We start from the raw sequence: 25,740 nt of genomic DNA, 5'->3' as shown, positions 1-25,740 counted from the left end.
GCGGTGAGGTAACACAGTGGTCACGGAAACTCCGAGAGTGTACCGGTCTCAGGAGTCCCATATGCCACTCATATGCCGCAAGCCGTACAAACCCTATCCTGGAGCCTTATAGGCGTTGTTGTCCGCGTTTCCTGGAGATCAGAGCCGCCCTGGGTAGGCTGCTCCTCATGACGCTCTCACCTGGACTCCGCGCCCAACTGCTCACCATGGTCGAGAGATCCGACACGGCGGAGAAGGCCGGCAGCGGCGACGTGCCCGTGCTGGCCACGCCCAGGCTGCTCGCGCTGGCCGAACGGGCCACCGTCGATGCCGTGCGTGCCCACCTGGCCGAGGGCGAGACGTCGGTCGGCACCCGGATCGAGCTCGAACACCTGGCCGCCAGCCCCGTCGGCGCCCACGTGCAGCTCACCGCCGAGCTCACCGAGGTGGACGGCCGGCGGCTGGTCTTCGCCTTCGAGGCCCGCGACCCGCAGGGCGCGGTCGTGGGCAGGGGCACGGTCGAGCGAGTGGTCGTCGACCGCGCCAGGTTCCTGGCCCGCGCTAGTCGATGACGGCGATCAGGTCGCCCTCCTGGATCACGTCGCCCTCGGCCACCTGAAGCTGGGACACCACGCCCCCGTCCTCGGCGAGCACGGGGATCTCCATCTTCATCGACTCAAGGATGACCAGCGTGTCGCCCTCGGAGACCACCTCGCCCTCCCGGACGACCACCTTCCACACGTTCGCCACCATCTCGGCGCGTACCTCGCCCACCAGGGCTCCCCTCTTCCGACGCCACCAACTATGTGTCAACCGGGTCAAGCCCGCATTCGCCCGACCAGTCCTGTGTCGTAGTCTCCCGCGACGAATGCCGGGTTCTCCAGCAGCTCGGCGCAGAAGGGCAGATTGCTCTTCGGCCCCTCGACCGTGAACTCCGCGACCGCCTTGCGGCCCAGCTCCAGCGCCTCGGTACGGTCGGCCCCGACCACGCACAGCTTGGCCATCAGCGGGTCGTAGAACATGGTCACCGTGTTGCCCGGCTCGTAGCCGGAGTCGACGCGGACGCCGTCGCCGGTCGGCTCGTCCCAGGTGGTGATCCGGCCGGGCCCGGGGAGGAAGCGTTTGGGGTCCTCGGCGTAGACCCGGAACTCGATCGCGTGCCCGGCGGGCGCCACCGTGACCTCCGGGCTCTCCCCCGCGGCCACGCGGAGCTGCAACTCCACCAGGTCGAGGCCGGTGACCAGCTCCGTGACCGGGTGCTCGACCTGGAGCCTGGTGTTCATCTCCAGGAACACGAAGTCCTGGGCGTCGGCGTCGACCAGGCACTCGACCGTGCCCGCGCCGACGTAGCCGACGGCCTCGCCGGCCCGCACGGCCGCGGCCAGCATGCGTTCGCGCAGCTCGGGGCCGATGCCGGGGGACGGCGACTCCTCGACGACCTTCTGGTGGCGGCGCTGCACCGAGCAGTCGCGCTCGCCCAGGGCCAGCACCCGGCCGTCGGGCAGGCCGAGGATCTGCACCTCGACGTGGCGGGCGCGTTCGACGTAGCGCTCCAGCAGGACCGCGGGCCCGGCCAGCGCGTCCCCCGCGCCGCCCGCCGCGGCCGCCGCGGCGAACCTGGCCGCCGCCCTGGCCGCCTGCTCGAACGCCTTGGCCAGCCCGGCGTCGTCGCGGGCCACGCTCATGCCGATCCCGCCACCGCCGCCGGCGGTCTTGACCATGACCGGGTAGCCGATCAGCTCGGCCGCGTCGAGCGCGGCGACCAGGTCGGTGACCGGTTCCCTGGTGCCCGCGGCGACGGGCACGCCCGCCTCCTCCATGAGGTTCCTGGCGTTGATCTTGTCGCCCATACGGTCGATGGACTCCGGCGACGGCCCGATCCACACCAGCCCGGCCTCGATCACCGCCCGCGCGAACGCGGCGTTCTCCGACAGGAAGCCGTAACCGGGATGAACCGCCTTCGCTCCCGTGGCGCGGGCCGCCTCCAGCACCCTGGCGGGGTCGAGATAGCTCTGCGCGGGGTCGGCCGGGCCGATCAGCACCGCCTCGTCGGCCTCGCGCACGAACGGCAGCCCGGCGTCGGCCTCGGAATGGACGGCGACGGCACGCAGCCCCATCCGCCTGACCGTACGGATGATCCGCCGCGCGATCTCCCCGCGGTTGGCGATCAGAACGGGCCCGAGCGTCTCAGCAATCACGCGGACAACCCTATGACCGCCGTCGGCTCGTCCCCTTTCCCCCGGGAGTACCGATCAGCAGAGCATGATCTGTAGGAACCCCACAAAGACGGGCAATTCAGCTAGACGCGGCCTCTGCCGACCACCCGGGTCAGGGCGTCGAGCGCGGCGGCGTCGTACGCGCTGCCCGCCGTGAGCCTGATGCGTTCCAGCGCCGCCCCCGCCCGGTCACGATCGGTGGACGGGCCCACCAGGTCGTCGTAGGCGTTGGCGACCCTGATGATCCGGCTGGACAGCGGCGGGTCGTCGGCGATCTCGTCGCACTGCCGCCGGACCACCTCGGCCACCCGGTCGAGCACGCCCGTCTGCCTGATCACCTCGGCCCCGAGCTCGGCGATGCGCCGCGCCTGCTCAGGATCGGCGAGCACGGTCGCGCCCCCCGGAATGGGGTCGCGCAGCGAGAGCTGGCCGATGTCGTGCATGAGGGCGGCGTACTCCAGCTCCAGCAGCTCGGGCTCGGCCATGCCCAGCTCCCGGCCGACCGCCACGGCCAGGCGGGAGACCCGGCGCGAGTGGCCGGGCTCGACGTAGCCGCCGACCTCGGTGACCCGCGACAGGGCGCGGACGGTCTGCAGGTAGGTGGCGCGGATGCCGGCGTACTTGCGGAAGGCCACCTGCGTGACCAGCAGCGGCGCGGCGAAGACCAGCAGGGCCATCAGATCCATGCTGTGCGTGGCGAGCGCGAGCAGCACGCCCGAGGCGGCCACGGCGGCGCCCAGCGGGAACGCCATGTTGATCTCGTCGCGCACCGCCACCCGGAACGCCGTGCGCAGCCGCTCGGCCCGCAGCAACGCGGCGATCAGCACGTCGACCAGCAGCGTCACCGTGATCAGCGAGACCATCACGACGAGCGCCGGCCACCAGGTATGGGCGCCCGGCGGCGGCTTGGTGAGCTGGTAGAGCGGGTCGGCCAGCGGGCGGAAGGCGAAGGCCAGCAGCGCGCCGGTGAGCAGGCGGCGGGCCATCGCGTCGAGCCGCGGCGGCCGGCCGACGGCCAGGTGGGGCAGCGCGCCGGCGATCATCCCGGCCGCGATCACGGCCACGACCTGCAACGCGGAGTGGCGCAACTGGTTCTGGCTGAGGTCGAGCAGCAGGGTGTAGCCGAGCGCCGCGGCGGCGCCGATGGGCGCGACCTCCCTGTTGCCGGGCATGGTCAGCCGGGCCAGCTCGCCGACCGCGATCAACGCGCCGAACCCGATGGCGATCTCGGGACGGTCGAGCCCGACGGCCGCCGTGTGCGCCACACCCGCGACGGCGACCAGGCCGGCCGCGCAGATCAGCAGCAACTGGCCGGAGTCGAGCCTGCGCAGGACGGTGGCCTGCGCCCTGTCGGCGCGCCGGACGCGCTCTGTGGTGGTCATGGCCCGCTCACGACCTGGATGGGCATCGTCGGGTCGTCGTGGTCCTTGATCGTGGCGTCGGCCGCGTCGGGCGGCGGCGCCTCGACCCGGCGCGGCGGCTGCCACGGATTGCGGTCCAGCGCCCGGATGAACGCGGCCACCATGACCGGGTCGAAGTGCGTGCCGGAGCACTTGCGCAGCTCCTCGACGGCCACCTCGACCGGGCGCGCCCCCCGGTAGGAGCGGTCGGAGGTCATCGAGTCGAACGCGTCGGCCACCGCGATCACCTTGGCGAACTCGGGGATCTCGTCGCCGGCCAGGCCCATCGGGTAGCCGGTGCCGTCGTGGCGCTCGTGGTGGTGCATGATCCCGGCGTAGGCCTCGTCGAGGAAGCCGATGCCGCGGACGATCTCCAGCCCGCGCATCGGATGGAGCTGGATCGCGGCGAGCTCCCCCTCGGTGAGCGGCCCGTCCTTCTGCAGCACCTTCGTGGGCACGCCGAGCTTGCCGACGTCGTGGAGCATGCCGGCGTAGCGGATGGCGCGGACGCGTTCGAGGCCCATGCCGATCTCCTGGGCGATCATGCTGGAGGCGAGCGAGACGCGCGTGCAGTGGCCCCGCGTGTAGTAGTCCTTGGTCTCGACGGCCTGGCAGAGCGCGGCGATGGTGGCGTCGTACGAGCGCTGCTGGGCGTGGTACTGGCCGAACGCCCATCGGGCCACGAACAGCGGCATCAGCACCAGCACCGCCGAGATCGACTGCACGGTCGCCCACAACCCGGCCACCAGCAGCCCGAACGTGCCGTAACCGAGGTAGGACAGCAGGAACTGGACCATGCCGCGCAGCGGCACCTCCGTGGCCCGCACGCTGGTCGCCAGACTGATCATGGTCAGCGTGAGCACGATGTTGAGCGGCACGAAGACGGCGGTCGCGGCGGCGTAGGGGCCGATGAGGCTGTCGAACTCGTTGACCCGCGGCACCCCGATCGCGCCGTGGAGCCACTCGTAGACCCACCCGGAGGCGTAGCCGCAGACGGCGAACTGGGCGCCGTTGAACAGCCGCTTGATCAGCGGCAGCCCCGGCCGCACGCTGACCGCCGCGGTGAGCCCCACCACCGCAGCGCCCTCCGGCCCGATCAGCACGACCGCGGCCAGCGACGCCGAGAAGCTCACCGACACCGCGAACTGCTCCACGTTGAGCAGCGTCGGCATCGACTCGCACACCAGGAAGAGCAGCGCGAGCACCAGCAGGATGTCGAGATTCTCCGGCGCCACGAGCGGGCCGGAGACGATCGCGCTGTGCCCGATGAGAGCGGCCGCCGCCGCGATCACGGCGACCAGGTAGACCCTCGCGGGCCAGGGCAGGTCACGCATTGCGGCCCCCTACTGCGGTCAGGTCCAGGAAACCCCTGGCGGAAGCGCGCCGATACCGGTCAGGACCACCATCGAGGCGACCACGATGACGGCGGCGAGCAACCGGGTGAACCTGTCCTTCAACATCCCACATGCCTCCACGTCGACTTCTGGAGCTCACGCTACAGAACAGGACGTCACCGTACGGGCCGAGCGGGAAATCGCAAGCAAAGTGTAATCAAGCAACTACCTGGTGCGACTCCGCGCCCAGGCCACGGTGCTCTTGACACCGGTCGGCAGGTCGGTGCGCGGCTCCCAGCGCAGCCCCTCGTGGGCGGGCACCGGGTCGACGGCCATCGCGGGCAGGTCGCCGACGCGCGGCTGCGCGAACCCGGGCTTGTCGTGGGCGCCGGCCGCGTCGGCGATCAGCGAGTGCAGGCGCCGGTCGGTGGTCTGGATGCCGGTGCCGATGTTGAACCGGCGGCCGTTGCCGTCGCTGCCGCAGGCCCGGACGAAGCCGTCGACCACGTCGTCGACGTAGACGTAGTCGCGGGTCTGGGTGCCGTCGCCGTAGAGGACGGTGGGGGTGCCGTTGAGCAGGGCGTCCGTGAAGATCGACACGACGCCGGCCTCGCCGTCGGGGGACTGGCGCGGGCCGTAGACGTTGGAGAGCACCAGCGTGGTGTACTCCAGGCCGTACAGGGCGCGGAAGGTGGCCAGGTAGGTCTCGGCGCTCAGCTTGGAGGCCGCGTACGGCGAGCGCGGGTCGGTGGGGGCGTCGCCCGGCACGGGGATGGTGGCCGGCCGGCCGTAGACCGCCACGGAGGAGGCGAACACCACCTTGCGCGTGGTGCCCTCCTTGGCCGCCGTGAGCACCGACGCGGTGCCCTCGACGTTGAGCCGGGCGTCGTGGACGGGGTCGGCCACGCTCTTGCGTACGCTGATCTGGGCGGCCAGGTGGCAGATGACCTCGGGCCGCAGCTCGGCCGCCAGCCCGATGATCGCCGGGTCTCGCACGTCGATGACGTGCAGGCTGAAACGGTCGCTCTCGGCCGCGTTGACCAGGTTGTCCCTGCTGCCGGAGGACAGGTCGTCTACGGCGACGACCTCGTGTCCGTCCGCGAGCAGGCGGTCGACGAGATTCGACCCGATGAAACCGGCACCACCGGTGACTAGGACGCGCATGGCGTGAATCCTAGTCGGCCAGCTCCGCCCTCACCTGCTCGATCCGCGCCAGCACCTTGGAACGCAGATCGGCGGGGACGGGGTCGCAGCCGCAGTGCTTGGCCACGAGCGCCTTGACCGCCTTGTCGAGGTCGTACTCCTTCAGGCACGGGCTGCACTCGTCGAGGTGCACGCGGATGTCGGAGACGTCACCCTCGGTCAGCTCGCCGTCGAGGTAGGCGTAGACCTTGTCCAGCACCTCGCGACAGTCGGTGTCGTGCGGGTTGCCACAGCTCATTTCGATCCCTCCGAGGGGACCAGGCCGCGCTCGCGGGCGTAGTCCTCAAGGAGGCCCCGGAGCTGCCTGCGTCCCCGATGCAGCCTGGACATCACGGTGCCGATGGGAGTGCCCATGATGTCGGCGATCTCCTTGTAGGGGAAGCCTTCGACGTCGGCGAGGTAGACGGCGATCCTGAACTCTTCCGGCAGCGCCGCGAGCGCCTGCTTGATGTCGCCGTCGGGGAGGTGTTCGAGCGCCTCGACCTCGGCCGACTTCAGCCCGCTCGAGGTGTGGGACTCGGCGCGCGCGAGCTGCCAGTCCTCGATCTCCTCGGTGCCGGACTGCTTGGGCTCACGCTGCTTCTTGCGGTAGCTGTTGATGAACGTGTTCGTCAGGATCCGGTAGAGCCACGCCTTGAGGTTCGTGCCCTCCTGGAACTGGTGGAACGACGCGAACGCCTTGGCGAAGGTCTCCTGAAGCAGGTCCTCCGCGTCCGCTGGATTCCGGGTCATCCGGAGCGCGGCGGAGTAAAGCTGTTCGAGATACGGCATCACGTCGCGCTCGAACCGCTCGCTGCGCTGCTCCAGAGTCTCCGCGCCTGTCGCGGGCACCGGACCCACCCCCCTAAGATCACCGGTGGCCGGCTGTGGCGGTACACCGTACTCAGGGGAGAATACCCGCTGGCCGATGACCTCCTGGTCATCGGGGCGCGGTCTTTCCAATGTGAGCATGCTCGTCGCAACACGCCCGCGCCCTTGTCTGTTCCCGCAAGATAGAAGGTACAGAGGACCCGGTGCGGGGAACGTCCATACGTACCGGCTGGTAGCCCTTTTCCCGGAACTCAGGAGTCGCGTGTGCTGCCCATTCCGGCCGAGGAACTGAACGGCTCTGGGACGCTCGGGCCGTACTGGACCTTCTACCGCGCCGTCGCCGCCGAGCAACTGAACCGCTGGCTTCCCGGTGAACCATCGGTGATCCTCGATCTGTCCGGCGGCCGCGGACGCTGGTCCGGCCAGGCCGCGAGGGCGGGCCACCGGGTGATCGAGGTGCTCGACTTCCGCCGGACCGTGGACGCGCAGTCCCGTTTGCGGGACGCCGACCGGGTCCGGCACGTGCGCGCCGATGATCTGGCGTTTCTTCCCGATGAGAGCGTCGACGCGGTGCTCGCCGAGGAACGCGCGATGTCGATCGAGCTCATGGCCGAGTCGGCGATGAGCGACGTGGCCAGGGTGCTGCGTCCGGGCGGGCGGGCGCTGGTGTGCGTCGACTCGCTGGTGCTCGGCATGGCGATCCTCGCCGAGCAGGAGCAGTGGCAGCACCTGCGGCAGACCGGCGAGGTCATGCTGGTGCCCTGGCCCGACGGCAGCATCACGCGCTGCTTCAGCAGCGGTCAGCTCCGGGAGCTGCTGATGGGGGCCGGGCTGGAGGTGGAGTGGATGCGTCCGCGCACGGTGCTGTCGCCGTCCACGGTCGACCACGTGCTCGGGTCCGACGGGCGGGCCCTGACCTGGCTCGTGCGCACCGAGCTCGACGCCCATCCCGACGACGACGACACGGTCGGGATCCACCTGGTGGCCAGCGCGCGCAAGAGCTGACCCGCCGCCCGTGGGCCGCCGTTCTCCGTGTCCGGCGGCCTCGGGCTCCCGCCGGTGCGGCGGGCTCTGCACGATCAGCGGCGGCGTTCGCGTCTTCCCTGGCACTGTACGCAGCGGGCGGCCTCAGGGCGGGCCTCCAGACGGCCCTCGGGCACCGGCTTGTCGCAGTCGAGACACCTGCCGTACGCGCCTTCGTCCAGGCGAGTGATCGCCTCGGTCACCGCGCGGCGCTGCGCGGTCGCCACGGTGAGCATGGCCCGCGCGCGGTCGGCGTCGGTGAGGTCGGAGCCCGCGTCGGCCGCCGAGCGTTCCCCGATCGCGACCGGGTCGCCCTGAAGGACCCCGATCGAACGGTCCAGCTCCACGAGCATGTCTTCGAGCCGCTGACGAGCGGTCGTGACGTCCACGAATCCGCACCTCCGGGTGAAATGGGGGCAACCCGCGGCTAGGACTCCCCGGTTGTCCCGCCCGGCGCAATTAGGGGCATGTTGTGGCGGTGACACCGAGTGAACGGTTGCATCGCTTTCCTCACCGAATGCCCACTTACCGCGCTTCCTACACCTTTAGAAAAGGGCGGCTTCCTCCTCGTCGGGCAGTGGTTTGATGAGATCCGGGCCATTGTTCCGGACATTATTGACATCAGTAGAAACGGGATATGCCGCCAGCCTCCCGGCCTCCGCGGGCACCAGGAGACGTGAGGCGCGCTCGGTGTCGGTGACACCCGGGTCGAGCCAGTCGGCCCAGCGGTCGCGCTCGATCATCATGGGCATCCTGTCGTGGATGCGGCCGAGCTGGTCCTCCGCGTCCGTGGTGATGACCGTGCAGGTCACCAGCCACTTGAGCGGGTCGTCGTCGTCGCGCGTGGGGTCCTTCCAGAACTCGTACAGGCCGGCCATGGCCAGCACGCCGCCGTCCTGGGGGTGGATGAAGTACGGCTGCTTCTTCTTCTCGCCCTCGACGGCCATCCACTCGAAGTAGCCGTCGGCCGGGATCAGGCACCTGCGCTTGGCGAACGCCTGCCGGAACGACGGCTTCTCGGCCAGCGTCTCGGCCCTGGCGTTGATCAGCCGGGAACCGATCGACGGATCCTTGGCCCAGACCGGCACGAGGCCCCACTTGACGATCCTGAGCTGCCGGACCGGGTGCTCGTCCTCCTTGGAGGTCCGGCTCATGACCGCGTAGACGTTCTTGGTGGGGGCGACGTTGAAGTCCGCGCCCAGCTCCTTGTCGGGCTCGCCGTCGAGCTCGACCTGGAACTCCTCCAGCAGGTCGTGCTTCTTGCGCGCCGAGGCGTATCTACCGCACATGTCCCCACAGTGCCATACGTCCGGCTTTCGCTCGCGGGTTTGCCTCCGGGCCCGCCGGACGGGGTAGGCGTGCTCGCATGAAGGCGTACCAGCTCGTCGAGCCGGGGCAGGGCCGAGCTGGGGGCCGCCGGGGGCTACGGCGCCGACGAGACCGTCTGGCGGGCGGGGCCCTGGCGTTCCCGGCGGCGAGCCCGCCCCAGGGGCTGCCGTGAGGCACCGCGGTCGCCAAGCCGTACGCCGGGACGCGGCGCGACCCGCACGAGGTGCTCGCACTGGCCCGCCAGGGACGGATCAGGGCACGGGTGGAACGCCGGCCGCTGGCCGAGGCCCCGTCGGTACTGTCCGAGCTGGAGTCCGGCACGATCGAGGGCCGCGCGGCCCTGACCCCTTGATCCCGCCGCGCCCCCGACCCTTCGGACACGTGACAGCGCGTTGTCCACAGGCTGTGAACGCGCCGTACCAGGGCCAGTAGGCTCTGTACATGCCCGCTCCGCACTGGCCCGCGCCGACGGCCGTCACCCCCGTCAACGCCTCCGTCCGCCTGCCCGGCTCCAAGTCGGTCACCAACCGCGCGCTGCTGCTGGCCGCGCTGGCCGACGGTCCAGGCGTCGTGCGCCAGGCGCTGCGCAGCCGCGACGCCGACCTCATGGTGTCGGCCCTGCGCGCGCTCGGCGCCACGCTGACGGCCGTGCGCGAGACCACCGACGCGGTCGACTGGGCGGTGACGCCGGGCCCGGTCAGCGGCGGCGCCCGCATCGACGCCGGCCTGGCGGGCACGGTCATGCGGTTCGTCCCGCCGATGGCGGCGCTGGCCGACGGGCCGGTCTTCTTCGACGGCGACCCCTACGCCCGCAAGCGCCCGATGGGCCCGATCCTCGACGCCCTGCGCGCGCTCGGGGCGCGCATCGACAACGACGCGCTGCCGTTCACGATCACCGGGCCGCTGACCGGCGGCGAGGTCACGATCGACGCCTCCGGCTCCTCGCAGTTCGTCTCGGGGCTGATGCTGACGGCGGCGCGGTTCGAGAAGGGCGTGACGATCCGCCACGTCGGCCCGCCGGTGCCCTCGCAGCCGCACATCGAGATGACCGTCCACATGCTGCGCGAGGCCGGGGTCAGGGTCGACGACACCGAGCGCGACGTGTGGCGGGTCGAGCCGGGCCCGATCGCGGCCAGGGACCTGACGGTGGAGCCCGACCTGTCCAACGCGGCCCCGTTCCTGGCCGCCGCGCTCGTCACGGGCGGCACGGTCACGATCCCCGACTGGCCGCCGGAGACCACCCAGCCGGGCGACGCGCTGCGCGGCCTGCTCACCACCATGGGCGCCACGGTGACCCGCGACGGCGACGACCTGGTCGTCACCGGCACGGGCGAGGTCAAGGGCCTCGACGCCGACCTGCACGAGGTGGGCGAGCTGACCCCCACGATCGCCGCACTGGCCGCCCTGGCCACCACGCCGAGCCGCATCCGCGGGGTCGGCCACCTGCGCGGCCACGAGACCGACCGGCTGGCCGCGCTGGCCGCCGAGATCAACGCCCTCGGCGGCGACGTGGAGGAGACGGCCGACGGCCTGCTCATCCGTCCGCGGCCGCTGCGCGGCGGCGTGTTCCACAGCTACGACGACCACCGCATGGCCACGGCCGGGGCCGTGATCGGCCTCGCGGTGCCGGGCGTGGAGGTGGAGAACATCGCCACGACCGCCAAGACGCTGCCCGAGTTCGTCCAGATGTGGGCGGCGATGTTGGAGTCCCGATGAGCGGCGCTGATCGGGCGTTTCGCGGCAGGCGGCATGGGCACTTCGCAGGAGGGTCCGGCGTCGTCCGTCCGCGTGCCGCGAGGTCGTCGTGCTCGGCGCGCGCCCCGCGGCCGGCACATCCGGCGAAGGTGAGAGGAAGCGAGCGCATGGGAGCAGACCGCTGAGAAAGCGGGAGTACGACGAGGACGACGTACGGGTCAGGCCGGGCAAGGGCTCGCGCCCGCGCACCCGCATCCGTCCCGCGCACGAGGACGCCGTGGAAGGCTTCGTGGTCGCCGTCGACCGGGGCCGCTACACGACCCTGGTCGAGCCCGAACGCGGCCACAAACGCAAGCAGCAGGCGCAGCGCCGGCTCGTGGTCGCCATGAAGGCCCGCGAGCTGGGCCGCAAGGGCATCGTGGTCGGCGACCGGGTGGCCCTGGTCGGCGACGTGTCGGGGCTCCCCGACACGCTGGCCAGGGTGGTCCGGGTGGAGCCGCGCACCTCGATGTTGCGCCGCTCGGCCGACGACACCGACGACACCGACGGCATCGAGCGCCCGGTCGTGGCCAACGCCGACCAGCTCGTGATCGTCACCGCGCTGGCCGACCCGCCGCCCCGGCCCCGGATGATCGACCGGATCCTGGTGGCGGCGTTCGACGCCGAGATCGACGCCCTGCTCTGCCTCACCAAGTCCGACCTCGCCCCGCCGGACGAGCTGGTCGCCCTGTACGAGCCGCTGGGCGTGCCCCACATCGTGGTCCACAAGGGCGGCTCGCTCGACGAGCTGCGCGACCACCTGGCCGGCCGCATCAGCGTGCTGGTGGGCCATTCGGGCGTGGGCAAGTCCACCCTGGTCAACACCCTGGTGCCGGACGCCAACCGGGCGGTCTCGCACGTCAACGCGGTCACCGGCCGCGGCCGCCACACCTCCACCTCGGCCGTCGCGCTGGAGCTGCCCGAGGGCGGCTGGATCATCGACACGCCGGGGGTGCGCAGCTTCGGCCTGGCGCACGTGTCGGTCGAGACCGTGCTGGCCGCCTTCCCCGACCTGGTGGAGGGCACGGTCACCTGCCCGAAGGGCTGCACCCATCTCGGCGACGGCTGCGCGCTCGACGCCTGGGCGGCCCAGGGCAACGCCGACCCGGCCCGCCTCGAGTCGCTGCGCCGCCTCCTGTCCAGCCGCGAGGGCGCCCCCGACGAGCCCGCCGCCTGACCCCGGGGGGGTCAGGGGCGGTTGGGGCGCAGGGTCCAGGTGACGGTGAGGCTGGTGACCAGGGTGCCGGCGGCGTCCCGCACATCGACCAGCACGTCGAAGACCGGCCGCTCACCGGCGTCCAGCTTCCCGACGACCTCCTCCCTGGTGGCCGCCACCCGCGCCTCGGCCCGCACCTCGCCCAGGGCCACCTTCCGGAACTCGATGGTCGCCGTCGTGGGCAGTGGCACGCTCCGGCTGAGCTGATCGCCGAACCTGGACAGCACCGCCGCCCCCGACGCCGACTCCGCCAGCGTGAACAACGTGCCGGCGTGCGGCCCGGCCACGTGGTTGTGCAGCTCGGGCCGGTCCGGCAGCCGGCATTCCGCCCGGCCGTCCTCGACCGAGTCGAACACGATCCCCAACGTACGGGCGAATGGAACGGTTTCGAGAAGGAAGGCACCTACATCAGTGGACATAGGAGACATGTTACTGGTCAGTAGGCGAAAAGGGAGTTACCAGAAAAGAGCGTCAGCGACTGATGTCCGGCACGACCGACGCGATAGCGTGGCTGACCGTGCAGGGTTACAACGACGATCTACGCCTCGCTCACGTCATGGCGGACGCCGCCGACGACCTGACCATGCGGCGGTTCAAGGCGGTCGACCTCAAGGTCGAGACCAAGCCCGACCTGACGCCGGTCAGCGACGCCGACCGCGCCGTCGAGGAGGCCATCCGCGGCACGCTGCGCCGCGCCCGGCCACGCGACGCGGTGGTGGGCGAGGAGTTCGGCAAGACCGGCTGGGGAGCCCGGTCGTGGATCATCGACCCCATCGACGGCACCAAGAACTACGTGCGCGGCGTGCCGGTCTGGGCCACGCTGATCGCCCTCATGGAGTACGGCAAGGTCGTCGTCGGCCTGGTGTCGGCCCCCGCGCTCGGCCGGCGCTGGTGGGCGGCGACCGGCGGCGGCGCGTGGACCGGCCGGAGCCTGGCGAAGGCCACCAGGATGAACGTCTCCTCCGTCGCCAGGCTGGAGGACGCCTCCTTCTCCTACTCCAGCTTCGGCGGCTGGGAGAAGCTCGGCAAGCTGGACAACTTCCTCGACCTCGGCCGCACCTGCTGGCGCACCCGCGCCTACGGCGACTTCTGGTCGCACATGATGGTCGCCGAGGGCTCGGCCGACGTGTCCGCCGAGCCCGAGCTGTCCCCGTGGGACATGGCGGCCCTGACCGTGATCGTCGAGGAGGCCGGCGGTGTCTGGACCGACCTCGGCGGCGTGCGCGGCCTGGAGGGCGGCAGCCTGGTCTGCACGAACGGCACCCTCCACGACGAGGTGCTGAACCGCCTCAACGGCACCACGATCACCTCCTGAGCGGGGAACCCGTCAGGCCGTCTCGAAGTCGGTGCACAACCACTGGTGGCCGTGCCGCTCCAGCCGTACGGCCAGGACGTGGCTGCGCTCGCCGCAGTGCACCAGAAGGCACATCTCGACGGCCCCTTCCCTGGGCTCCATGACGTGCGGGCTCCCGACGAACGGCGGCCGTTCGGCGGAGATCATCCGTCCGGCCCTGACGAGGTCGCGGTAGGCCCGGCCGGTGAGCCGGTCGGCCACCGACTCCGGCGGGCGGCGACCCGTCAGCACCTCGGCCAGCGCCTGCCCGAGCTGGCGCAGCCTGCGCTCGTCGGGCCGGGCCCCGGGCGGTCCCCAGACCAGCGGGGTCAGGGCCAGTGCGCCGTGCGTGGGGTCGTCCGCCATGCGCCCTCCAAATACTCAGGGGGAAGAAGGAAACGCCTTAATGAGTTTTCGGCCCGGGCCGCCGGATACGAAATCCGCCAACTTTACCCGGCCGCCGTCCTCTTTCATCCGCTTGGGCGGAGAAAGGCTTCCCCGAGCTGGATCCCCTATTTCTTTATCGGTTGTTCAGAGCGACAACACCCCGGCGACCGCATTCATCAGTGAATCGCGGTAGGAATCGCCGTACAGGACCACGTGCACCAGCAGCGGATGCAACTGGTGCAGCGGCACCCGCTCCCGCCACCCCGGCGCGAGCGGGAACTCCTCCCGGTACGCCCCCATCACCCGATCCAGGTACGGCAGCCCGAACAGGGCGAGCATGGCCAGATCCGTCTCCCGATGGCCGCCGTGGGCCGCCGGATCGACGAGCACCCCCGTGCCGCCGGACCACAACACGTTCCCGCTCCACAGGTCCCCATGGACGCGGGCGGGCGGCTCGGCCGGCCCGCCCACCTCGGCGAACCGTTCCACCGCCCGTTCCACCAGCGCCACGTCGCGGGACGGCAGCCGCGCCAGGCGCAGGAACGGCAACACCCGCCGGTTCGCGTAGAAGGACGGCCAGTCGCCGTCGGGCGAGTTGTCCATGGGCAGCTCGGCGATGAACCCCGGCCAGGGCGCGCCGAAGCCGTCGGCCCCGGCGCGGTGCAGACGGGCCAGGTCACCGCCGAGCCGGACGGCCGCCTCCGCGGTGGGCGCCTCCTGCGGCACCCACGACAGCACCAGCCGGTCCGGGCCCACCTCCACGACCTCGGGCACGGTGATCGCCTCGCCCAGCCAGCGCAGCCCGGCGGCCTCGGAGGCGAAGACGCCGGAGGCCGGCCCGGTCTTGGCGAACACCTGCCGCCCGTCGGCCAGCACGCCTCGCCGCAGCCGCCGGCCGTGGGAGGAGCCGAGGTCCTCAGTCGATCTCATCGGCGATGTGCCCGGCCACGCCCTCCGAGGCCGTCTCCAGCATGGTCAGCACCTCCTCGAAACCCTCGCGGCCACCGTAATAGGGGTCGGGCACCTCGGCGCCGTCCGGCGCGCCGGAGTCGAACGAGCGGAACAGGCGCACCTCGACCCCGGCGGGCGCCAGCCGGCGCAGATTGGCCGCGTTGTCCCGGTCCATCGCCAGCACCAGGTCGTAACGGTCGAACCAGTCCTCGGTGAACTGCCTGGCGCGGTGGGCGGCGCCGTCGTAGCCGTGCTCGGCCAGGATGCCCAGAGCGCGTTCGTCCATGGGGTCGCCGACGTGCCAACCGCCGGTGCCCGCGCTCTCGACGACGACCCGGCCGCCGAGCCCGTACCCCTCCAGGGTCTGCCGGAGCACCACCTCCGCCATCGGTGAACGGCAGATGTTGCCCATGCACACGAGACACACGCGATAGCTCATACCTCCCATCTTCCCTGGTCACATTGATGGAGATGACCGGGCGCGTTCACCGAACGTTCACCCTTGTTGGGGGGTCTGAGTCACTTTGCCTGCATAACTTCGTGGCGACTAAGGACCAAGTGAGGGGAACCCAACCGTGAAGTATGCAGGCCGGCTCGCCGCCGTCGCCGTCGTCGGCGCGCTCTCGCTCGCTGCGTGCGGCACAGACAACAACAGCTCCGGGGGCACGAGCGACACCAGCTCCGCGAGCGCTTCCGCCGCGGGCAACGACAACGGCCTGAGCGGCACCATCAACGCCGCCGGCTCGTCGGCCCAGGCCAACGCGATCGACCAGTGGAAGAAGGACTTCCAGGCCAAGAACTCGGGTGTGAGCCTGAACTACCAGCCGAGCGGTTCGGGTGCCGGTGTGCAGTCGTTCATCGCGGGCACGGTCGACTTCGCGGGTTCCGACTCCGCCCTCAAGGACGACAAGGGCGAGCCCGCCCAGGCCGACGCCCGGTGCAAAACCGGCAAGGCCATCAACATCCCGATGGTGACCGGCCCCGTCGCGGTGGTCTACAACGTCCCCGGCGTGGACGGCCTGCAGCTGTCGCCCAAGACCATCGGCGGCATCTTCGACAGCAAGATCACCAAGTGGGACGACGCGGCCATCAAGGCCGACAACCCCGACGCCAAGCTCCCGTCCACGCCGATCTCGGCCTTCCACCGCTCGGACGAGTCGGGCACCAGCGACAACTTCACCAAGTTCCTCAAGGCGACCGCCGGCTGGCCGTACGAGCCGGCCAAGGCGTGGCCCGCCGAGGCCAAGGGCCAGGGCGCCAAGGGCTCCGACCAGGTCGCGGCCAGCGTCAAGAGCACCGAGGGCTCCATCGGCTACGTCGAGCTCTCCTTCGCCGAGAACTCCCAGCTCAGCAAGGCCAAGGTCGCCAACGGCTCCGGCGAGTTCGTCGAGCTGACCGCCGACAGCGCGGCCAAGACGGTCGAGACCGCCGAGATCACCGGCACCGGCAACGACCTGAAGCTGAGCATCGACTACGCCACCAAGACGGCGGGCGCGTACCCGATCGTGCTGGTGACGTACGAGATCACCTGCGAGAAGGGCCTCGCGCCCGAGCAGGCCAAGATCGTCAAGGAGTTCCTCACCTACACCTCCAGCGACGAGGGCCAGGCCGCGCTGAAGGACCTCGGCTACGCCCCGCTCGCGGGCGAGCTGCTCACCAAGGTCCGCACCGCCGTCGGCGCGATCTCCTAGCAGCACATGACGACCAACGTTCGTACCCGTGGGGGCGGGCCGGCCACGAGCCGGTCCGCCTCGCGGCGCAGCCATGGTGAAGGCCCCTTCAAGTTCGTCTCCACCGGTGCCGGCGTCCTGCTGCTGGCGATCATGGCGGCCATCGCCGTGTTCCTCATCAGCGAGGCCGTGCCGGCCCTGCAGGCGAACAAGGGCAACTTCTTCACCGACCTGATCTGGGAGCCCAACGGCAGCCAGGTGTTCGGCATCGGCGCGCTGGCCTTCGGCACCGTCCTCAGCTCGGCGATCGCGCTGGTCATCGCCACCCCCATCGCGGTGGGCGTGGCGCTGTTCATCTCCCACTACGCGCCCCGCCGCCTGGCCGGGCCGCTCGGCTACCTGGTCGACCTGCTGGCCGCCGTGCCCAGCGTCGTCTACGGCCTGTGGGGCGTGACGTTCCTGGTGCCGCTGCTGCGCACGCCGTCGCAGTGGCTCAACGAGCACCTCGGCTGGTTCCCGCTGTTCTCCGGCGAGGGGGCCATCGGCGGCAAGACCATGCTCGCCGGCGGCATCGTCCTGGCGATCATGATCCTGCCGATCATCGCGGCCATCTCGCGCGAGGTCTTCCTCCAGGCCCCGAAGATGAACGAGGAGGCGGCCCTGGCGCTCGGCGCCACCCGCTGGGAGATGATCAGGATGGCCGTGCTGCCGTTCGGCCGCCCGGGCGTCATCAGCGCCGCCATGCTCGGCCTCGGCCGCGCGATGGGCGAGACCATCGCGGTCGCGCTGATCTTCCCGGCCACCTTCGACCTCAGCTTCGAGATCCTCACCCCGCACGCCAACAGCATCGCGGCCAACATCGCCAACGGCTTCGGCGAGGCCACGCAGGTCGGCCGGGGCGCGCTGATCGCCTCCGGCCTGGTGCTGTTCGTCATCACGCTGCTGGTCAACATGGGCGCACGCATGGTGATCAACCGGCGCAAGGAGTTCAGGGCGGTGGGGGCATGACCATCCAGCACATCTCGACCGGCCGCCGGATCAAGGACAGGTTCGTCCAGGGGCTGGTCTATCTGGCGTTCGCGCTGGCCGTGGTGCCGCTCGTGTCGGTCCTCTGGCTCGTCATCTCGAACGGCCTGCCCCGCTTCGACCTGGAGTTCCTCACCCACTCGATGCGGAACATCGGCGCCCGCGACGTCGGCGGCGGCGCCTACCACGCCATCATCGGCACGTTGGAGCAGGTCCTGCTGGCCTCGCTCATCTCGGTCCCGATCGGCCTGTTCACCGCCATCTACCTGGTCGAGTACGGCCACGGCGGCCGGCTGAGCCGGGCCATCAGTTTCTTCGTGGACGTCATGACCGGCGTCCCTTCAGTCGTTTCCGGCCTGTTCATCCTCGCCTTCTGGGTGCTCTTCCTGGGCAACCCGTTCTCCGGCTTCGCCGGCGCGCTCGCACTGTCGATCCTGATGATGCCGACCGTGGTCAGATCGGCCGAGGAGATGCTCCGGCTGGTGCCCAACGACCTGCGCGAAGCGTCGTACGCGCTGGGCGTGGCCAAGTGGCGCACGATCCTGAAGGTCGTGCTGCCGACCGCGCTCACCGGCATCGTCACCGGCGTCATGCTGGCCGTCGCCCGCGTGGCCGGCGAGACCGCGCCGCTGCTGCTCACGGTGTTCTTCACCGACTCCATCAACAACGATCCGTTCAGCGGGCCGCAGATGGGCCTTCCCCTCTTCGTCTTCGACCAGGCGGCCCGTCCCAACGACGCCGCCATCGACCGCGCCTGGGCCGGAGCCCTCACGCTGATCCTGATCGTCATGCTGCTCAACCTGGTGGCGCGCCTGATCGCCTGGTGGCGCAGGCCCGCCAGGGGCCGATAGGGGGTAACCGCCACAATGTCCAAGCAGATCCAGGTCTCGGGCCTCGACGCGTACTACGGGTCGCACAAGGCGATCGAGGACGTGTCGATGACCATCGAGCCGCGCTCGATCACCGCGTTCATCGGCCCGTCCGGATGCGGCAAGTCGACGTTCCTGCGCACGCTCAACCGCATGCACGAGGTGATCCCCGGCGCCCGCGTCGAGGGCAAGGTCATGCTCGACGGCGAAGACCTCTACGCCCCCACCGTCGAGCCCGTCTCGGTCCGCCGGATGGTCGGCATGGTCTTCCAGCGCCCCAACCCGTTCCCCACGATGTCGATCTACGAGAACGTGGCCGCCGGGCTCCGCCTCAACGGCCGGGTCGGCAGGTCCACCCTCGACGGCATCGTGGAGCAGTCGCTGAAGGGCGCCAACCTCTGGAACGAGGTCAAGGACCGGCTGAACAAGCCCGGCGCCGGCCTGTCCGGCGGTCAGCAGCAGCGCCTGTGCATCGCCCGCGCCATCGCGGTCAAGCCGCAGGTCCTGCTCATGGACGAGCCGTGCTCGGCGCTCGACCCCATCTCGACGCTGGCCATCGAGGACCTGATGGCCCAGCTCAAGGAAGAGTTCACGATCGTGATCGTGACCCACAACATGCAGCAGGCCGCCCGCGTCAGCGACCGGACCGCGTTCTTCAACCTGGCCGCCCAGGGCAAGCCCGGCAAGGTCATCGAGATGGACGAGACCTCCCGCATGTTCACCAACCCTTCGGAGAAGGCAACAGAGGACTACATCACGGGACGCTTCGGCTGATGACCCCACAGCAGGCGGCATCCACGATGAACGGGGACACGAGGACCAAGCCCGTACTGCTCATCGCCGACCCCGACGAAGCCGTGGTCGATGACCTGGCCACGGCCCTGGAACGCGAGGGCGTGGCCGTCACCGGCGCGCCGGACGGCGCCCAAGGGCTGCTGCAGGCGGGAGCGCTGCAGCCGGACGTGGTGCTCGTGGCGGCCACGCTCCCGGTCATCGACGCGGTGGACTTCGTCCGCGCGGTACGGCTCGCGCGAGCCGTACCGGTCCTGCTCGGCGTCGGCGAGGGTAACGCCGAGCAGGCCGTACGCGCGCTCGCGGCCGGGGCGGCGGCCTGCGTCGCCCGGCCGTACCGGGTGCCGGAGCTGCTGCCCTTCATCCAGGCGGCCTCCCCCGAGTCCCGCAAGGTCCTGGCCGTCGGCGGCGTCGAACTGGACGTCCAGGCGTACCAGGTACGCGTCGAGGGCCGCGCGGTGCACCTGCCGCTGCGCGAGTTCGAGCTGCTGCAGTACCTGATGCGCAACGCCGACCGCACGGTCACCCGCGAGCAGATCATGCGGCACGTGTGGCACGCCGCCGCGACCACCTCGACGAACACCATCGCGGTGCACGTCAAACGGCTGCGGGCGCGCCTGGGCGACAACGACGACCGGCTCATCCAGACCGTACGTGGCGTCGGCTACCGGCTCGTCACGCCGGGCATCTCCGGAAGTCCCGCATGATCCGTGCGGCGACGCCCTCGACGGTCGCGATGCCGTCCCCCACCTCGGCGCCGCCCTCGGTGAGGACGGCGACCGCGTAGTCGTGCCCGCGGCCCCTGATCAGCCCTACGCTGACCGTGGCCCAGCGCCTGTTGGACACGCGCCTCAGCCAGCCGTTCTTCAGGTGCACGCGCTCGCCCTCGCAGGCCGCGGCGGAGAGGCCCCAGTCCTGGCCGTGGACGACCGTGCCCATGAGCCTGAGCACCTGCGCGCGTTCCTTCGCCTTGAGCGGGCTCTTCCCGGACACCAGCGCCTTCGTCAGGCGAACCTGGTCGTCCACCGACGTCTCGGTGATGCCCCAGCAGTAGAGGTCCACGCAGTCCCCCGGGACGCCGCGCGTGTGCTTGAGCCCGAACCTCCTACCGGCCTCGGTGAAGCCCGCCGCGCCCCCGATCCGCAGCCAGAGGCGGTCGGCCGCGTGGTTGTCGCTGTAGCGGATCATGAGCTCGGCGTCGCGCCTGACCGGTTCGGGGAGCTTGCGCCACGGCTTCCGGAGCAGCAGCGCCATCAGGATCTGGACCTTGGCCGTACTGGCGGTGATCAGCCGTTCGCCCGGGTGGTAGCGGTATACCCGGCCGGTCGTCAGGTCCTTGACCATGGCCGTGACCGGGCCCGGCCTGCCCGCCAGGAAGCGGTCGAGCCGCTTGGTGATCTTCTTCGCCGGGACCGGTTTCACGGTCTTCGGCTTCTCCACCGGCCAGGCCACGGCCGTCGGCTTCTCCACCGGCCAGGGCTCGGCCACCGCCGCGGATCCCGGGTGGCGCGGCGCCCGTACCGGCGCAGGGGCCGCGTGCGTGCTCACCACCGTCCCCGCGGCCCTTACCGGGACGAACGGTGGCAACAGGAGGGCGAGCGCGATGGCCAGCCGGGGAAGCGTTCTCAGGCTGCCCGCGATCATGCGGTGAATTATCACGAAAAATGGCGACGACTCGCTACGAGTGGCTGGAAATCATCTTCACCTACTCATCACCGCGCGAAGAGCCCGACCACCCCTGAGACCGGCGATGTGACCACTGGTACGATTCCCCTCTTTCGGGGTTTCCCAGCACTCTCGGGGCAAAAGTGACAACGGGGCCGACTTATCCTCAGTATCAGGGGCAACAACAGCAACAGTGGCCGGGCATGCAGCCGCCACCACCACCCACTCCTCTTCCTCCTCCCAGGCGCCGGACCGGTTTCTGGGTCACCATGGGCATCGTCTCGCTCGTGGTGGCGATCGCCGTCGGCGCCGGGGTCGGCTTCGTCCTGCGGGGGCGCATCGGCGGCGTCGACGACCCGCTGCGCCGGCAGGAGGCGTCGGGCAAGAGCGACCCGAACGCCGTGGTCGTCACCGACCAGGAGATCAACAAACTGGTCTACGAGCACGGCAAGGCGCTGAGCGGCGGCAACGCCGAGGCGTTCACCTCGATCTTCGACAAGGGCAACGCGGGGCTCATCCGCGACCAGCGCAAGGTGTTCGCGAACCTGCGCAAGGTTCCGCTCAGCGAGGCGTCGTACAAGGTGCTGCACCGCGAGGGCCGCGCCGAGGACAGCTTCGGGCGGGCCTTGAAGTTCACCCAGGACGTCGCGTTCGTCCACCGGTTCGCCGGCATCGACCTGCGGCCGGTCTCGGAGTGGTACCGCTGGACGCTGGAGAAGGCGTCCGCCGACGCGCCACTGGTCGTCACCAAGGTGGACGGCGCGCCGCCGCCCATGCTGAGCGAAGGCTCCAAGTCCATGTACTACCCGGGCCCATGGGACATCTGGCCGGACATCGCCGTGGTCCGCGCGGGCGCCAGCGTCGTCCTGGCCCGTCCCGAGGACGCGGCGATGGCCAGGCGCGTCGCCCCGGTGGTCGCCGGCGCGGCGAAGAAGAACCTGGACTTCTGGAAGCGCAACGGCGACGCGGCCGCGTCCGTGCCGGCCGGATTCGTGGTCGCGCTCGTGAAGGGGCAGAACCAGCTCGGCAACCTGTTCCGCAAGGAGAAGGCGCACGAAGCGGGCGTGTCCATCCCCATGCTCGCCTGGAACTCGATGGGCGACGACGTGAAGGTCGGCGGCACCCGGGTGGTCATGGACACCACCTCGGGCTTCTTCCGGTCCTCCGAGGGCATCCTGGAGATCAGCACCCACGAGCTGGCCCACTCCCTCCTGGCCGGCCTGGACAGCGCCGACTTCTCCCTCTTCGGCAAGCCGAACTGGGTCATCGAGGGCTTCGCCGAGTACGCCGCCAACCGCGGCCGCCCGCTCAACCAGAACATCCGCGTCCAGGAAGGCCGCGCCTACGTGGCCGGCCGGCTCAGCACGCCCTTCACCGGACACCTCCCCGACAACCCGTCCTGGGACTCCAACGGCATGACGAACGTGCACTACCTGATGGGACACCTCGCCATGCGCTACATCGCCCAGCGGTACGGCGACGAGAAGCTGACCACCGCCGTGGTCGCGTCCTACCGGGCCAAGGGCGACGACGGCGAGGCGGCACTGTTCAAGGTGCTGGGCGTGACCAAGGCGGACTTCGAACGGCAGTGGACGTCGTACGTCCGCGGGCAGCTGGCCTGAACGGGGAACCAACCATGACCGACCACTCCAACACCCCACCCAGCCCGTACGGCCACCAACCCCCCGACCCGTACGGCCAGCCGGCGTCCACGTCCGGCTCCTACCCCCCGCCTTCCCAGCCGTGGCCCCAGAGCCCCGCCGCGTACCCCCCACAAGGGACGACCCCGGCCGCCTACCCACCCGCGGGCTACCCACAACCGCCCGCAGGCGCGACCTCGACCCCCTACGCGCCCACCGGCGCGCCTTCCTACCCGCAACCCCCGGCGGGCGCGCCTTCCTACCCGCAACCCCCGGCGGGCGCGGCTCCCTACCCGCCGCCGGCGGGCCACCCGGCCGCATACCCGCCGAACACCCCCTCCCCCGGCGCTCCCTCGCCATACGGACAACCCCCGCAGCCCCCCACGAACGGCAGCGGCACCCCGTACGGCGGCTACCCCGCGCCCGCACACCCCCAGCAGAGCCCCCGCCCCAAGTGGAAGACCGCCCTGATCGCCACCGGCGCGGCCGTGGTCCTCCTCTCCGTCAGCACGGGCACCGCCTGGTTCGTCGCCACCACCGGAACCACCAGCGGGGGCATCACCGCCCTCGGCGGCGGGAACAACGCAGGCGAATGGGACGTCCCCCTTCCCAACGCCGGCAGCTGGGACTTCACCACCGCCCTGGCCTTCGGCAGCTGGCTGACCGACAGGGTCGTCATCCGCGCCCAGAAGGACGGCGTCCTGGCCTACGACCTCACCACCGGGAAACGCGCCTGGGGCATCCCCTCACCGGGCTCCCAGCTCTGCGGCGCGACCCCAGACCTGTCACAGGGCAAGGCCGCCATCGCGTACGGCAGCAACACCTCGTGCGACCACCTGGCCGGCATCGACACCACCACGGGCAAGCTCACCTGGAAGATCAAGATTCCGGCGGAGAAGTCCACCCTCGCGAACTCCATCAACGTCCCCCGCATCATGAGCGCCAACGGCGTGGCCGTCACCGAGCTGAACGACGCGGTCACCGCCTACCGCCTCTCCGACGGCCGCAAGGTGTGGAGCGCCACCGCGTCCGGCGACGACGGCTGCCACGTGAAGGACATCAACACCGCCCCCACCCGGGTCGCCGTCATCCTCGACTGCACCTTCAGGGGCGGCACCCGCCTCCAGTACATCGACCCGGGAACCGGCAAGATCACCAAGCAGGCCACCCTCGGCCAGCTCGGCCTCATGAGCAGCCTCCTGTCGGCCTCCCCCGCGATCATCCGCAACGAGTCCGGCGGCCAGAACAACTTCACCGTCTACTCCGACGCCGCCGCCAAGGTGACCGAGTTCAAGACCCCCGAGGTAGACATGCTCGCCATGAACACCGTCGCCTTCGTCAGCGGCCTGTTCGAACAACGCCGCTACACCATCCACGGCGACCGCCTCTACCTGGCGTCGTTCCCGGAGAACGTCCCGCAGAGCATGCGCTCCCGCAACAAGGCCCTGGCCTTCGACCTGAAGACCGGCAAGCAGGTGTGGGAATCCTCCGGCACCCACGACACGATCCTCACCTACATCCGCGCCGACGACCAGGGCCTGCTCGCCGTGGAAACCGGCGACCGCCGCGACCTGGCCCCCCGCCTCATCCGTCTGGACGCCGCCACCGGCAAGGTGACCGAACTGGCCACCCTCCCCCAGAAGTACGGCACGGAGGCCGAGAAGGCCCGCGTCTTCGAACGCAACGGCGCAGTGATCATCATCCCCTGGACCTCCGTAGCCACCAGGTACGCCGTCACCTACGTCAACACCAGATCCAGCTAACCCACCGAACATAGAAGGGCCCCACGCACCCAGCGTGAGGCCCTTCTCCCATCTCCAGCCCCGCAGCCCACCACTGCGAACCGGCGCTCCCCACCACGAGAACATCGACCACACGCGACGCCCCCTCACCGCCCTATTGAGCAGACCCTCACGAAGCCCAGCAGCCGATCCTGATGGGCCTGATGAACCAGCCCTACATCACCCCACCCGCCCATGACCCCTTCCGCACCTCCCAGGAAGACAGCTCCCCCGTAGTCCCCGCTTCACCAGGCCACCATGCCACCCCGCCCGGGCCCCTCCCCGCCCCCAGCGAAGCGCCTTCCGAGCATCCGCAAGCGTGGCCTCTCCCCATGCCGCAGGCCGGTATGAGCGGCCCCATCCAGCGAACCAGAGGCTCCTGAACGGCAGGCACTCCCACCCCCACAACCGAGCCGACCCGTCCAAAGCCCCCAACCAAGGCCTGTCCGAAGCCCCCACCTGACAACCGGCTCGTCCACCGCCCGCTCTCGACAACTAGACCGCCGAATGCCGGCTCCCAACAACCAGCAGACCGTCCCCCTGCTCCTGATCGAAGCAGTGCCACCAGCCCGACTGACCTACCGCTCCGACACCCCCACCTCGAAGGCCGTCGCCCCGGCACCCGGCGCCTTACCCATCGCCTTGGCCCTACGGCCCACCAAAGCTAGAAACCGGCCTGCCCCCACACCCCAGTTCTCCCAGCACCGCCCACCCGACGCCCATCACGCAGCCCCGCCACGAGACCCTGTAACGAGCCCCCGTCACGCGGCCCGTCACGCGGCACTGCCCCGTAACGTCAGCCGCAGCGCAGCACACGCACCGCCTACGCAGGGCCGCTCCCAACCAACCGGCCAGCCCATCCCACACCAGCCCCGACGTCAACACCTGTAACCGCACCCCGACGCCTCAAGCCGGCCCACCGCCGGAGCCACCCCAGCAGCACGAGACCCCTCAAGCTCGCTCTCTGCCTCCGAACAGCCCACCCGGCGTGCCCACCGTAGCCGGCCCCCTCCCCGGCCCGCGACCCCGGACCCCGAATCCCGACCCCGGACCCCGAATCCCGGCTCGCGAACCCCGGGATCCCGGCCCGCGGATCCCGCATCGCGGACACAGGGACAGTGGCCACGGGCCCCAGACGCGGACTACAGGACGCGGGTCCACCAACCCACCCGCCCCACCAACGCCCCCGCCCACGCCCACGCCCCCGTCGACGTCGACGTCCAGACACCACACGAAACAACCCCGGAAACACAGAAAGGGCCCCGACCGAAGTCGGAGCCCTTCCCAAAAGATTGTCCGGCGGTGACCTACTCTCCCACACCCTCCCGAGTGCAGTACCATCGGCGCAGAGAAGCTTAACTTCCGGGTTCGGAATGTAACCG

Annotated in this window: 27 protein-coding genes and 1 rRNA gene; 13 read left to right on the top strand and 15 right to left on the bottom strand. The window is 70.6% G+C overall.

Annotation, left to right across the window (positions count from 1 at the left end; translation table 11 throughout):
- Positions 1-167 precede the first annotated feature (167 nt).
- A complete protein-coding gene (locus ACIHAD_RS17045) occupies positions 168-551 on the top strand; it encodes a thioesterase family protein (protein ID WP_397355417.1) in 384 nt (127 codons plus the stop codon).
- Here the strand turns inward: ACIHAD_RS17045 and ACIHAD_RS17040 are convergent.
- The 7 genes from ACIHAD_RS17040 to ACIHAD_RS17010 form a co-directional block, all read right to left on the bottom strand.
- A complete protein-coding gene (locus ACIHAD_RS17040) occupies positions 541-753 on the bottom strand; it encodes a biotin/lipoyl-binding carrier protein (protein ID WP_397355416.1) in 213 nt (70 codons plus the stop codon). The two genes, ACIHAD_RS17045 and ACIHAD_RS17040, sit on opposite strands and share 11 nt — an antisense overlap.
- Before the next feature lie 44 nt (positions 754-797).
- Positions 798-2,177: an acetyl/propionyl/methylcrotonyl-CoA carboxylase subunit alpha gene (locus ACIHAD_RS17035; RefSeq protein WP_397355415.1), complete on the bottom strand. Its 1,380-nt coding sequence runs from the start codon at positions 2,175-2,177 to the stop codon at positions 798-800.
- Positions 2,178-2,278: 101 nt separating this feature from the next.
- On the bottom strand, positions 2,279-3,577 hold the full coding sequence (locus ACIHAD_RS17030; RefSeq protein WP_397355414.1) for an HD-GYP domain-containing protein: 1,299 nt from the start codon (positions 3,575-3,577) through the stop codon (positions 2,279-2,281).
- Complete coding sequence (locus tag ACIHAD_RS17025) at positions 3,574-4,929, bottom strand: HD-GYP domain-containing protein (protein WP_397355413.1); 1,356 nt, start codon at positions 4,927-4,929, stop codon at positions 3,574-3,576. Before ACIHAD_RS17025 ends, ACIHAD_RS17030 begins: the two co-directional genes overlap by 4 nt.
- 225 nt (positions 4,930-5,154) lie before the next feature.
- Positions 5,155-6,093: an NAD-dependent epimerase/dehydratase family protein gene (locus tag ACIHAD_RS17020; RefSeq protein WP_397355412.1), complete on the bottom strand. Its 939-nt coding sequence runs from the start codon at positions 6,091-6,093 to the stop codon at positions 5,155-5,157.
- Between the two features lie 10 nt (positions 6,094-6,103).
- Positions 6,104-6,370 (bottom strand): mycothiol system anti-sigma-R factor, encoded by a 267-nt coding sequence (gene rsrA / locus ACIHAD_RS17015; RefSeq protein WP_397355411.1) that lies wholly within the window; start codon positions 6,368-6,370, stop codon positions 6,104-6,106.
- Complete coding sequence (locus ACIHAD_RS17010) at positions 6,367-7,083, bottom strand: sigma-70 family RNA polymerase sigma factor (RefSeq protein WP_387654924.1); 717 nt, start codon at positions 7,081-7,083, stop codon at positions 6,367-6,369. The genes rsrA and ACIHAD_RS17010 overlap by 4 nt, the downstream gene beginning before the upstream one ends.
- A gap of 123 nt (positions 7,084-7,206) precedes the next feature.
- On the opposite strand from ACIHAD_RS17010, the gene ACIHAD_RS17005 reads away from it, so the two are divergent.
- Positions 7,207-7,947, top strand: a complete 741-nt coding sequence (locus ACIHAD_RS17005; RefSeq protein WP_189646551.1) for a class I SAM-dependent methyltransferase — start codon at positions 7,207-7,209, stop codon at positions 7,945-7,947.
- 74 nt (positions 7,948-8,021) lie between these two features.
- Here ACIHAD_RS17005 and ACIHAD_RS17000 read toward each other — a convergent pair whose 3' ends face one another.
- Positions 8,022-8,354: a TraR/DksA family transcriptional regulator gene (locus tag ACIHAD_RS17000; protein ID WP_397355410.1), complete on the bottom strand. Its 333-nt coding sequence runs from the start codon at positions 8,352-8,354 to the stop codon at positions 8,022-8,024.
- Between the two features lie 156 nt (positions 8,355-8,510).
- The gene (locus tag ACIHAD_RS16995) at positions 8,511-9,254 is read right to left on the bottom strand and encodes an SOS response-associated peptidase (RefSeq protein ID WP_397355409.1); all 744 of its coding nucleotides are present in this window, start codon (positions 9,252-9,254) and stop codon (positions 8,511-8,513) included.
- Between the two features lie 263 nt (positions 9,255-9,517).
- On the opposite strand from ACIHAD_RS16995, the gene ACIHAD_RS16990 reads away from it, so the two are divergent.
- The 3 genes from ACIHAD_RS16990 (at position 9,518) to rsgA (ending at position 12,205) form a co-directional block, all read left to right on the top strand.
- Positions 9,518-9,646, top strand: a complete 129-nt coding sequence (locus ACIHAD_RS16990; RefSeq protein WP_397355408.1) for a hypothetical protein — start codon at positions 9,518-9,520, stop codon at positions 9,644-9,646.
- 89 nt (positions 9,647-9,735) lie between these two features.
- Positions 9,736-11,010 carry a 3-phosphoshikimate 1-carboxyvinyltransferase gene (gene aroA, locus ACIHAD_RS16985; RefSeq protein ID WP_397355406.1) on the top strand — a complete coding sequence of 425 codons (1,275 nt, stop codon included), beginning with the start codon at positions 9,736-9,738 and terminating at the stop codon, positions 11,008-11,010.
- A 160-nt stretch (positions 11,011-11,170) separates the two neighbouring features.
- A complete protein-coding gene (gene rsgA / locus ACIHAD_RS16980) occupies positions 11,171-12,205 on the top strand; it encodes a ribosome small subunit-dependent GTPase A (RefSeq protein ID WP_397355896.1) in 1,035 nt (344 codons plus the stop codon).
- An 11-nt stretch (positions 12,206-12,216) separates the two neighbouring features.
- On the opposite strand, the gene ACIHAD_RS16975 is transcribed toward rsgA, so the two are convergent.
- Positions 12,217-12,672: a DUF4442 domain-containing protein gene (locus ACIHAD_RS16975; RefSeq protein WP_397355405.1), complete on the bottom strand. Its 456-nt coding sequence runs from the start codon at positions 12,670-12,672 to the stop codon at positions 12,217-12,219.
- A 53-nt stretch (positions 12,673-12,725) separates the two neighbouring features.
- On the opposite strand from ACIHAD_RS16975, the gene hisN reads away from it, so the two are divergent.
- A complete protein-coding gene (gene hisN, locus ACIHAD_RS16970) occupies positions 12,726-13,559 on the top strand; it encodes a histidinol-phosphatase (protein WP_397355404.1) in 834 nt (277 codons plus the stop codon).
- Positions 13,560-13,571: 12 nt separating this feature from the next.
- Here the strand turns inward: hisN and ACIHAD_RS16965 are convergent, their stop codons facing one another.
- The 3 genes from ACIHAD_RS16965 to ACIHAD_RS16955 form a co-directional block, all read right to left on the bottom strand.
- Positions 13,572-13,943, bottom strand: coding sequence for an Rv3235 family protein (locus ACIHAD_RS16965; protein ID WP_397355403.1), 372 nt, complete (start codon positions 13,941-13,943; stop codon positions 13,572-13,574).
- 165 nt (positions 13,944-14,108) lie between these two features.
- Positions 14,109-14,894, bottom strand: coding sequence for a fructosamine kinase family protein (locus ACIHAD_RS16960; protein WP_397355402.1), 786 nt, complete (start codon positions 14,892-14,894; stop codon positions 14,109-14,111).
- Entirely contained in the window at positions 14,881-15,354 is a 474-nt protein-coding gene (locus ACIHAD_RS16955; protein ID WP_397355401.1) for a low molecular weight protein-tyrosine-phosphatase, read from the bottom strand. Before ACIHAD_RS16955 ends, ACIHAD_RS16960 begins: the two co-directional genes overlap by 14 nt.
- 136 nt (positions 15,355-15,490) lie before the next feature.
- On the opposite strand from ACIHAD_RS16955, the gene pstS reads away from it, so the two are divergent.
- Genes pstS through ACIHAD_RS16930 form a run of 5 tightly spaced genes read left to right on the top strand, consistent with a single transcriptional unit; the run spans position 15,491 to position 19,979 of the window.
- A complete protein-coding gene (gene pstS, locus ACIHAD_RS16950; RefSeq protein ID WP_397355400.1) occupies positions 15,491-16,606 on the top strand; it encodes a phosphate ABC transporter substrate-binding protein PstS in 1,116 nt (371 codons plus the stop codon).
- Between the two features lie 6 nt (positions 16,607-16,612).
- Positions 16,613-17,593, top strand: coding sequence for a phosphate ABC transporter permease subunit PstC (pstC, locus tag ACIHAD_RS16945; RefSeq protein WP_397355399.1), 981 nt, complete (start codon positions 16,613-16,615; stop codon positions 17,591-17,593).
- Complete coding sequence (gene pstA / locus ACIHAD_RS16940) at positions 17,590-18,462, top strand: phosphate ABC transporter permease PstA (protein ID WP_397355398.1); 873 nt, start codon at positions 17,590-17,592, stop codon at positions 18,460-18,462. The genes pstC and pstA overlap by 4 nt, the downstream gene beginning before the upstream one ends.
- 15 nt (positions 18,463-18,477) lie before the next feature.
- A complete protein-coding gene (gene pstB, locus ACIHAD_RS16935) occupies positions 18,478-19,254 on the top strand; it encodes a phosphate ABC transporter ATP-binding protein PstB (protein ID WP_397355397.1) in 777 nt (258 codons plus the stop codon).
- The gene (locus tag ACIHAD_RS16930) at positions 19,254-19,979 is read left to right on the top strand and encodes a response regulator transcription factor (protein WP_397355396.1); all 726 of its coding nucleotides are present in this window, start codon (positions 19,254-19,256) and stop codon (positions 19,977-19,979) included. Before pstB ends, ACIHAD_RS16930 begins: the two co-directional genes overlap by 1 nt.
- Here the strand turns inward: ACIHAD_RS16930 and ACIHAD_RS16925 are convergent.
- Complete coding sequence (locus ACIHAD_RS16925; protein WP_397355395.1) at positions 19,948-20,916, bottom strand: serine hydrolase; 969 nt, start codon at positions 20,914-20,916, stop codon at positions 19,948-19,950. The genes ACIHAD_RS16930 and ACIHAD_RS16925 overlap by 32 nt on opposite strands.
- A gap of 290 nt (positions 20,917-21,206) precedes the next feature.
- Between ACIHAD_RS16925 and ACIHAD_RS16920 the strand changes: the two genes are divergently transcribed.
- Both ACIHAD_RS16920 and ACIHAD_RS16915 read left to right on the top strand, forming a co-directional pair.
- A complete protein-coding gene (locus tag ACIHAD_RS16920; protein WP_397355394.1) occupies positions 21,207-22,559 on the top strand; it encodes a hypothetical protein in 1,353 nt (450 codons plus the stop codon).
- A gap of 14 nt (positions 22,560-22,573) precedes the next feature.
- Positions 22,574-24,340 carry a PQQ-binding-like beta-propeller repeat protein gene (locus ACIHAD_RS16915; protein ID WP_397355392.1) on the top strand — a complete coding sequence of 589 codons (1,767 nt, stop codon included), beginning with the start codon at positions 22,574-22,576 and terminating at the stop codon, positions 24,338-24,340.
- A gap of 1,312 nt (positions 24,341-25,652) precedes the next feature.
- Here the strand turns inward: ACIHAD_RS16915 and rrf are convergent.
- Positions 25,653-25,740: ribosomal RNA gene (gene rrf, locus ACIHAD_RS16910) — 5S ribosomal RNA — on the bottom strand; the annotation flags it as partial.

It is taken from the genome of Nonomuraea sp. NPDC052265, assembly GCF_044547985.1.
Classification (GTDB): domain Bacteria; phylum Actinomycetota; class Actinomycetes; order Streptosporangiales; family Streptosporangiaceae; genus Nonomuraea.
Note: the sequence above shows the minus strand (reverse complement) of the source record. Positions and strands in the feature narration are given on the sequence as shown.

Bases quoted from the DNA above. Each gene is read 5' to 3' on its own strand.
- ACIHAD_RS16960 (WP_397355402.1), bottom strand. From the start codon at position 14,894: ATGAGATCGACTGAGGACCTCGGCTCCTCCCACGGCCGGCGGCTGCGG.
- aroA (WP_397355406.1), top strand. From the start codon at position 9,736: ATGCCCGCTCCGCACTGGCCCGCGCCGACGGCCGTCACCCCCGTCAAC.
- ACIHAD_RS16915 (WP_397355392.1), top strand. From the start codon at position 22,574: ATGACCGACCACTCCAACACCCCACCCAGCCCGTACGGCCACCAACCC.
- ACIHAD_RS17030 (WP_397355414.1), bottom strand. From the start codon at position 3,577: ATGACCACCACAGAGCGCGTCCGGCGCGCCGACAGGGCGCAGGCCACC.
- hisN (WP_397355404.1), top strand. From the start codon at position 12,726: ATGTCCGGCACGACCGACGCGATAGCGTGGCTGACCGTGCAGGGTTAC.
- ACIHAD_RS17020 (WP_397355412.1), bottom strand. From the start codon at position 6,093: ATGCGCGTCCTAGTCACCGGTGGTGCCGGTTTCATCGGGTCGAATCTC.
- ACIHAD_RS16920 (WP_397355394.1), top strand. From the start codon at position 21,207: ATGGGCATCGTCTCGCTCGTGGTGGCGATCGCCGTCGGCGCCGGGGTC.
- ACIHAD_RS16965 (WP_397355403.1), bottom strand. From the start codon at position 13,943: ATGGCGGACGACCCCACGCACGGCGCACTGGCCCTGACCCCGCTGGTC.
- pstA (WP_397355398.1), top strand. From the start codon at position 17,590: ATGACCATCCAGCACATCTCGACCGGCCGCCGGATCAAGGACAGGTTC.
- pstC (WP_397355399.1), top strand. From the start codon at position 16,613: ATGACGACCAACGTTCGTACCCGTGGGGGCGGGCCGGCCACGAGCCGG.
- ACIHAD_RS16925 (WP_397355395.1), bottom strand. From the start codon at position 20,916: ATGATCGCGGGCAGCCTGAGAACGCTTCCCCGGCTGGCCATCGCGCTC.
- ACIHAD_RS16975 (WP_397355405.1), bottom strand. From the start codon at position 12,672: ATGTCTCCTATGTCCACTGATGTAGGTGCCTTCCTTCTCGAAACCGTT.
- rsrA (WP_397355411.1), bottom strand. From the start codon at position 6,370: ATGAGCTGTGGCAACCCGCACGACACCGACTGTCGCGAGGTGCTGGAC.
- ACIHAD_RS17025 (WP_397355413.1), bottom strand. From the start codon at position 4,929: ATGCGTGACCTGCCCTGGCCCGCGAGGGTCTACCTGGTCGCCGTGATC.
- pstB (WP_397355397.1), top strand. From the start codon at position 18,478: ATGTCCAAGCAGATCCAGGTCTCGGGCCTCGACGCGTACTACGGGTCG.
- ACIHAD_RS17045 (WP_397355417.1), top strand. From the start codon at position 168: ATGACGCTCTCACCTGGACTCCGCGCCCAACTGCTCACCATGGTCGAG.
- ACIHAD_RS16995 (WP_397355409.1), bottom strand. From the start codon at position 9,254: ATGTGCGGTAGATACGCCTCGGCGCGCAAGAAGCACGACCTGCTGGAG.
- ACIHAD_RS16930 (WP_397355396.1), top strand. From the start codon at position 19,254: ATGACCCCACAGCAGGCGGCATCCACGATGAACGGGGACACGAGGACC.
- ACIHAD_RS16955 (WP_397355401.1), bottom strand. From the start codon at position 15,354: ATGAGCTATCGCGTGTGTCTCGTGTGCATGGGCAACATCTGCCGTTCA.
- ACIHAD_RS17010 (WP_387654924.1), bottom strand. From the start codon at position 7,083: ATGCTCACATTGGAAAGACCGCGCCCCGATGACCAGGAGGTCATCGGC.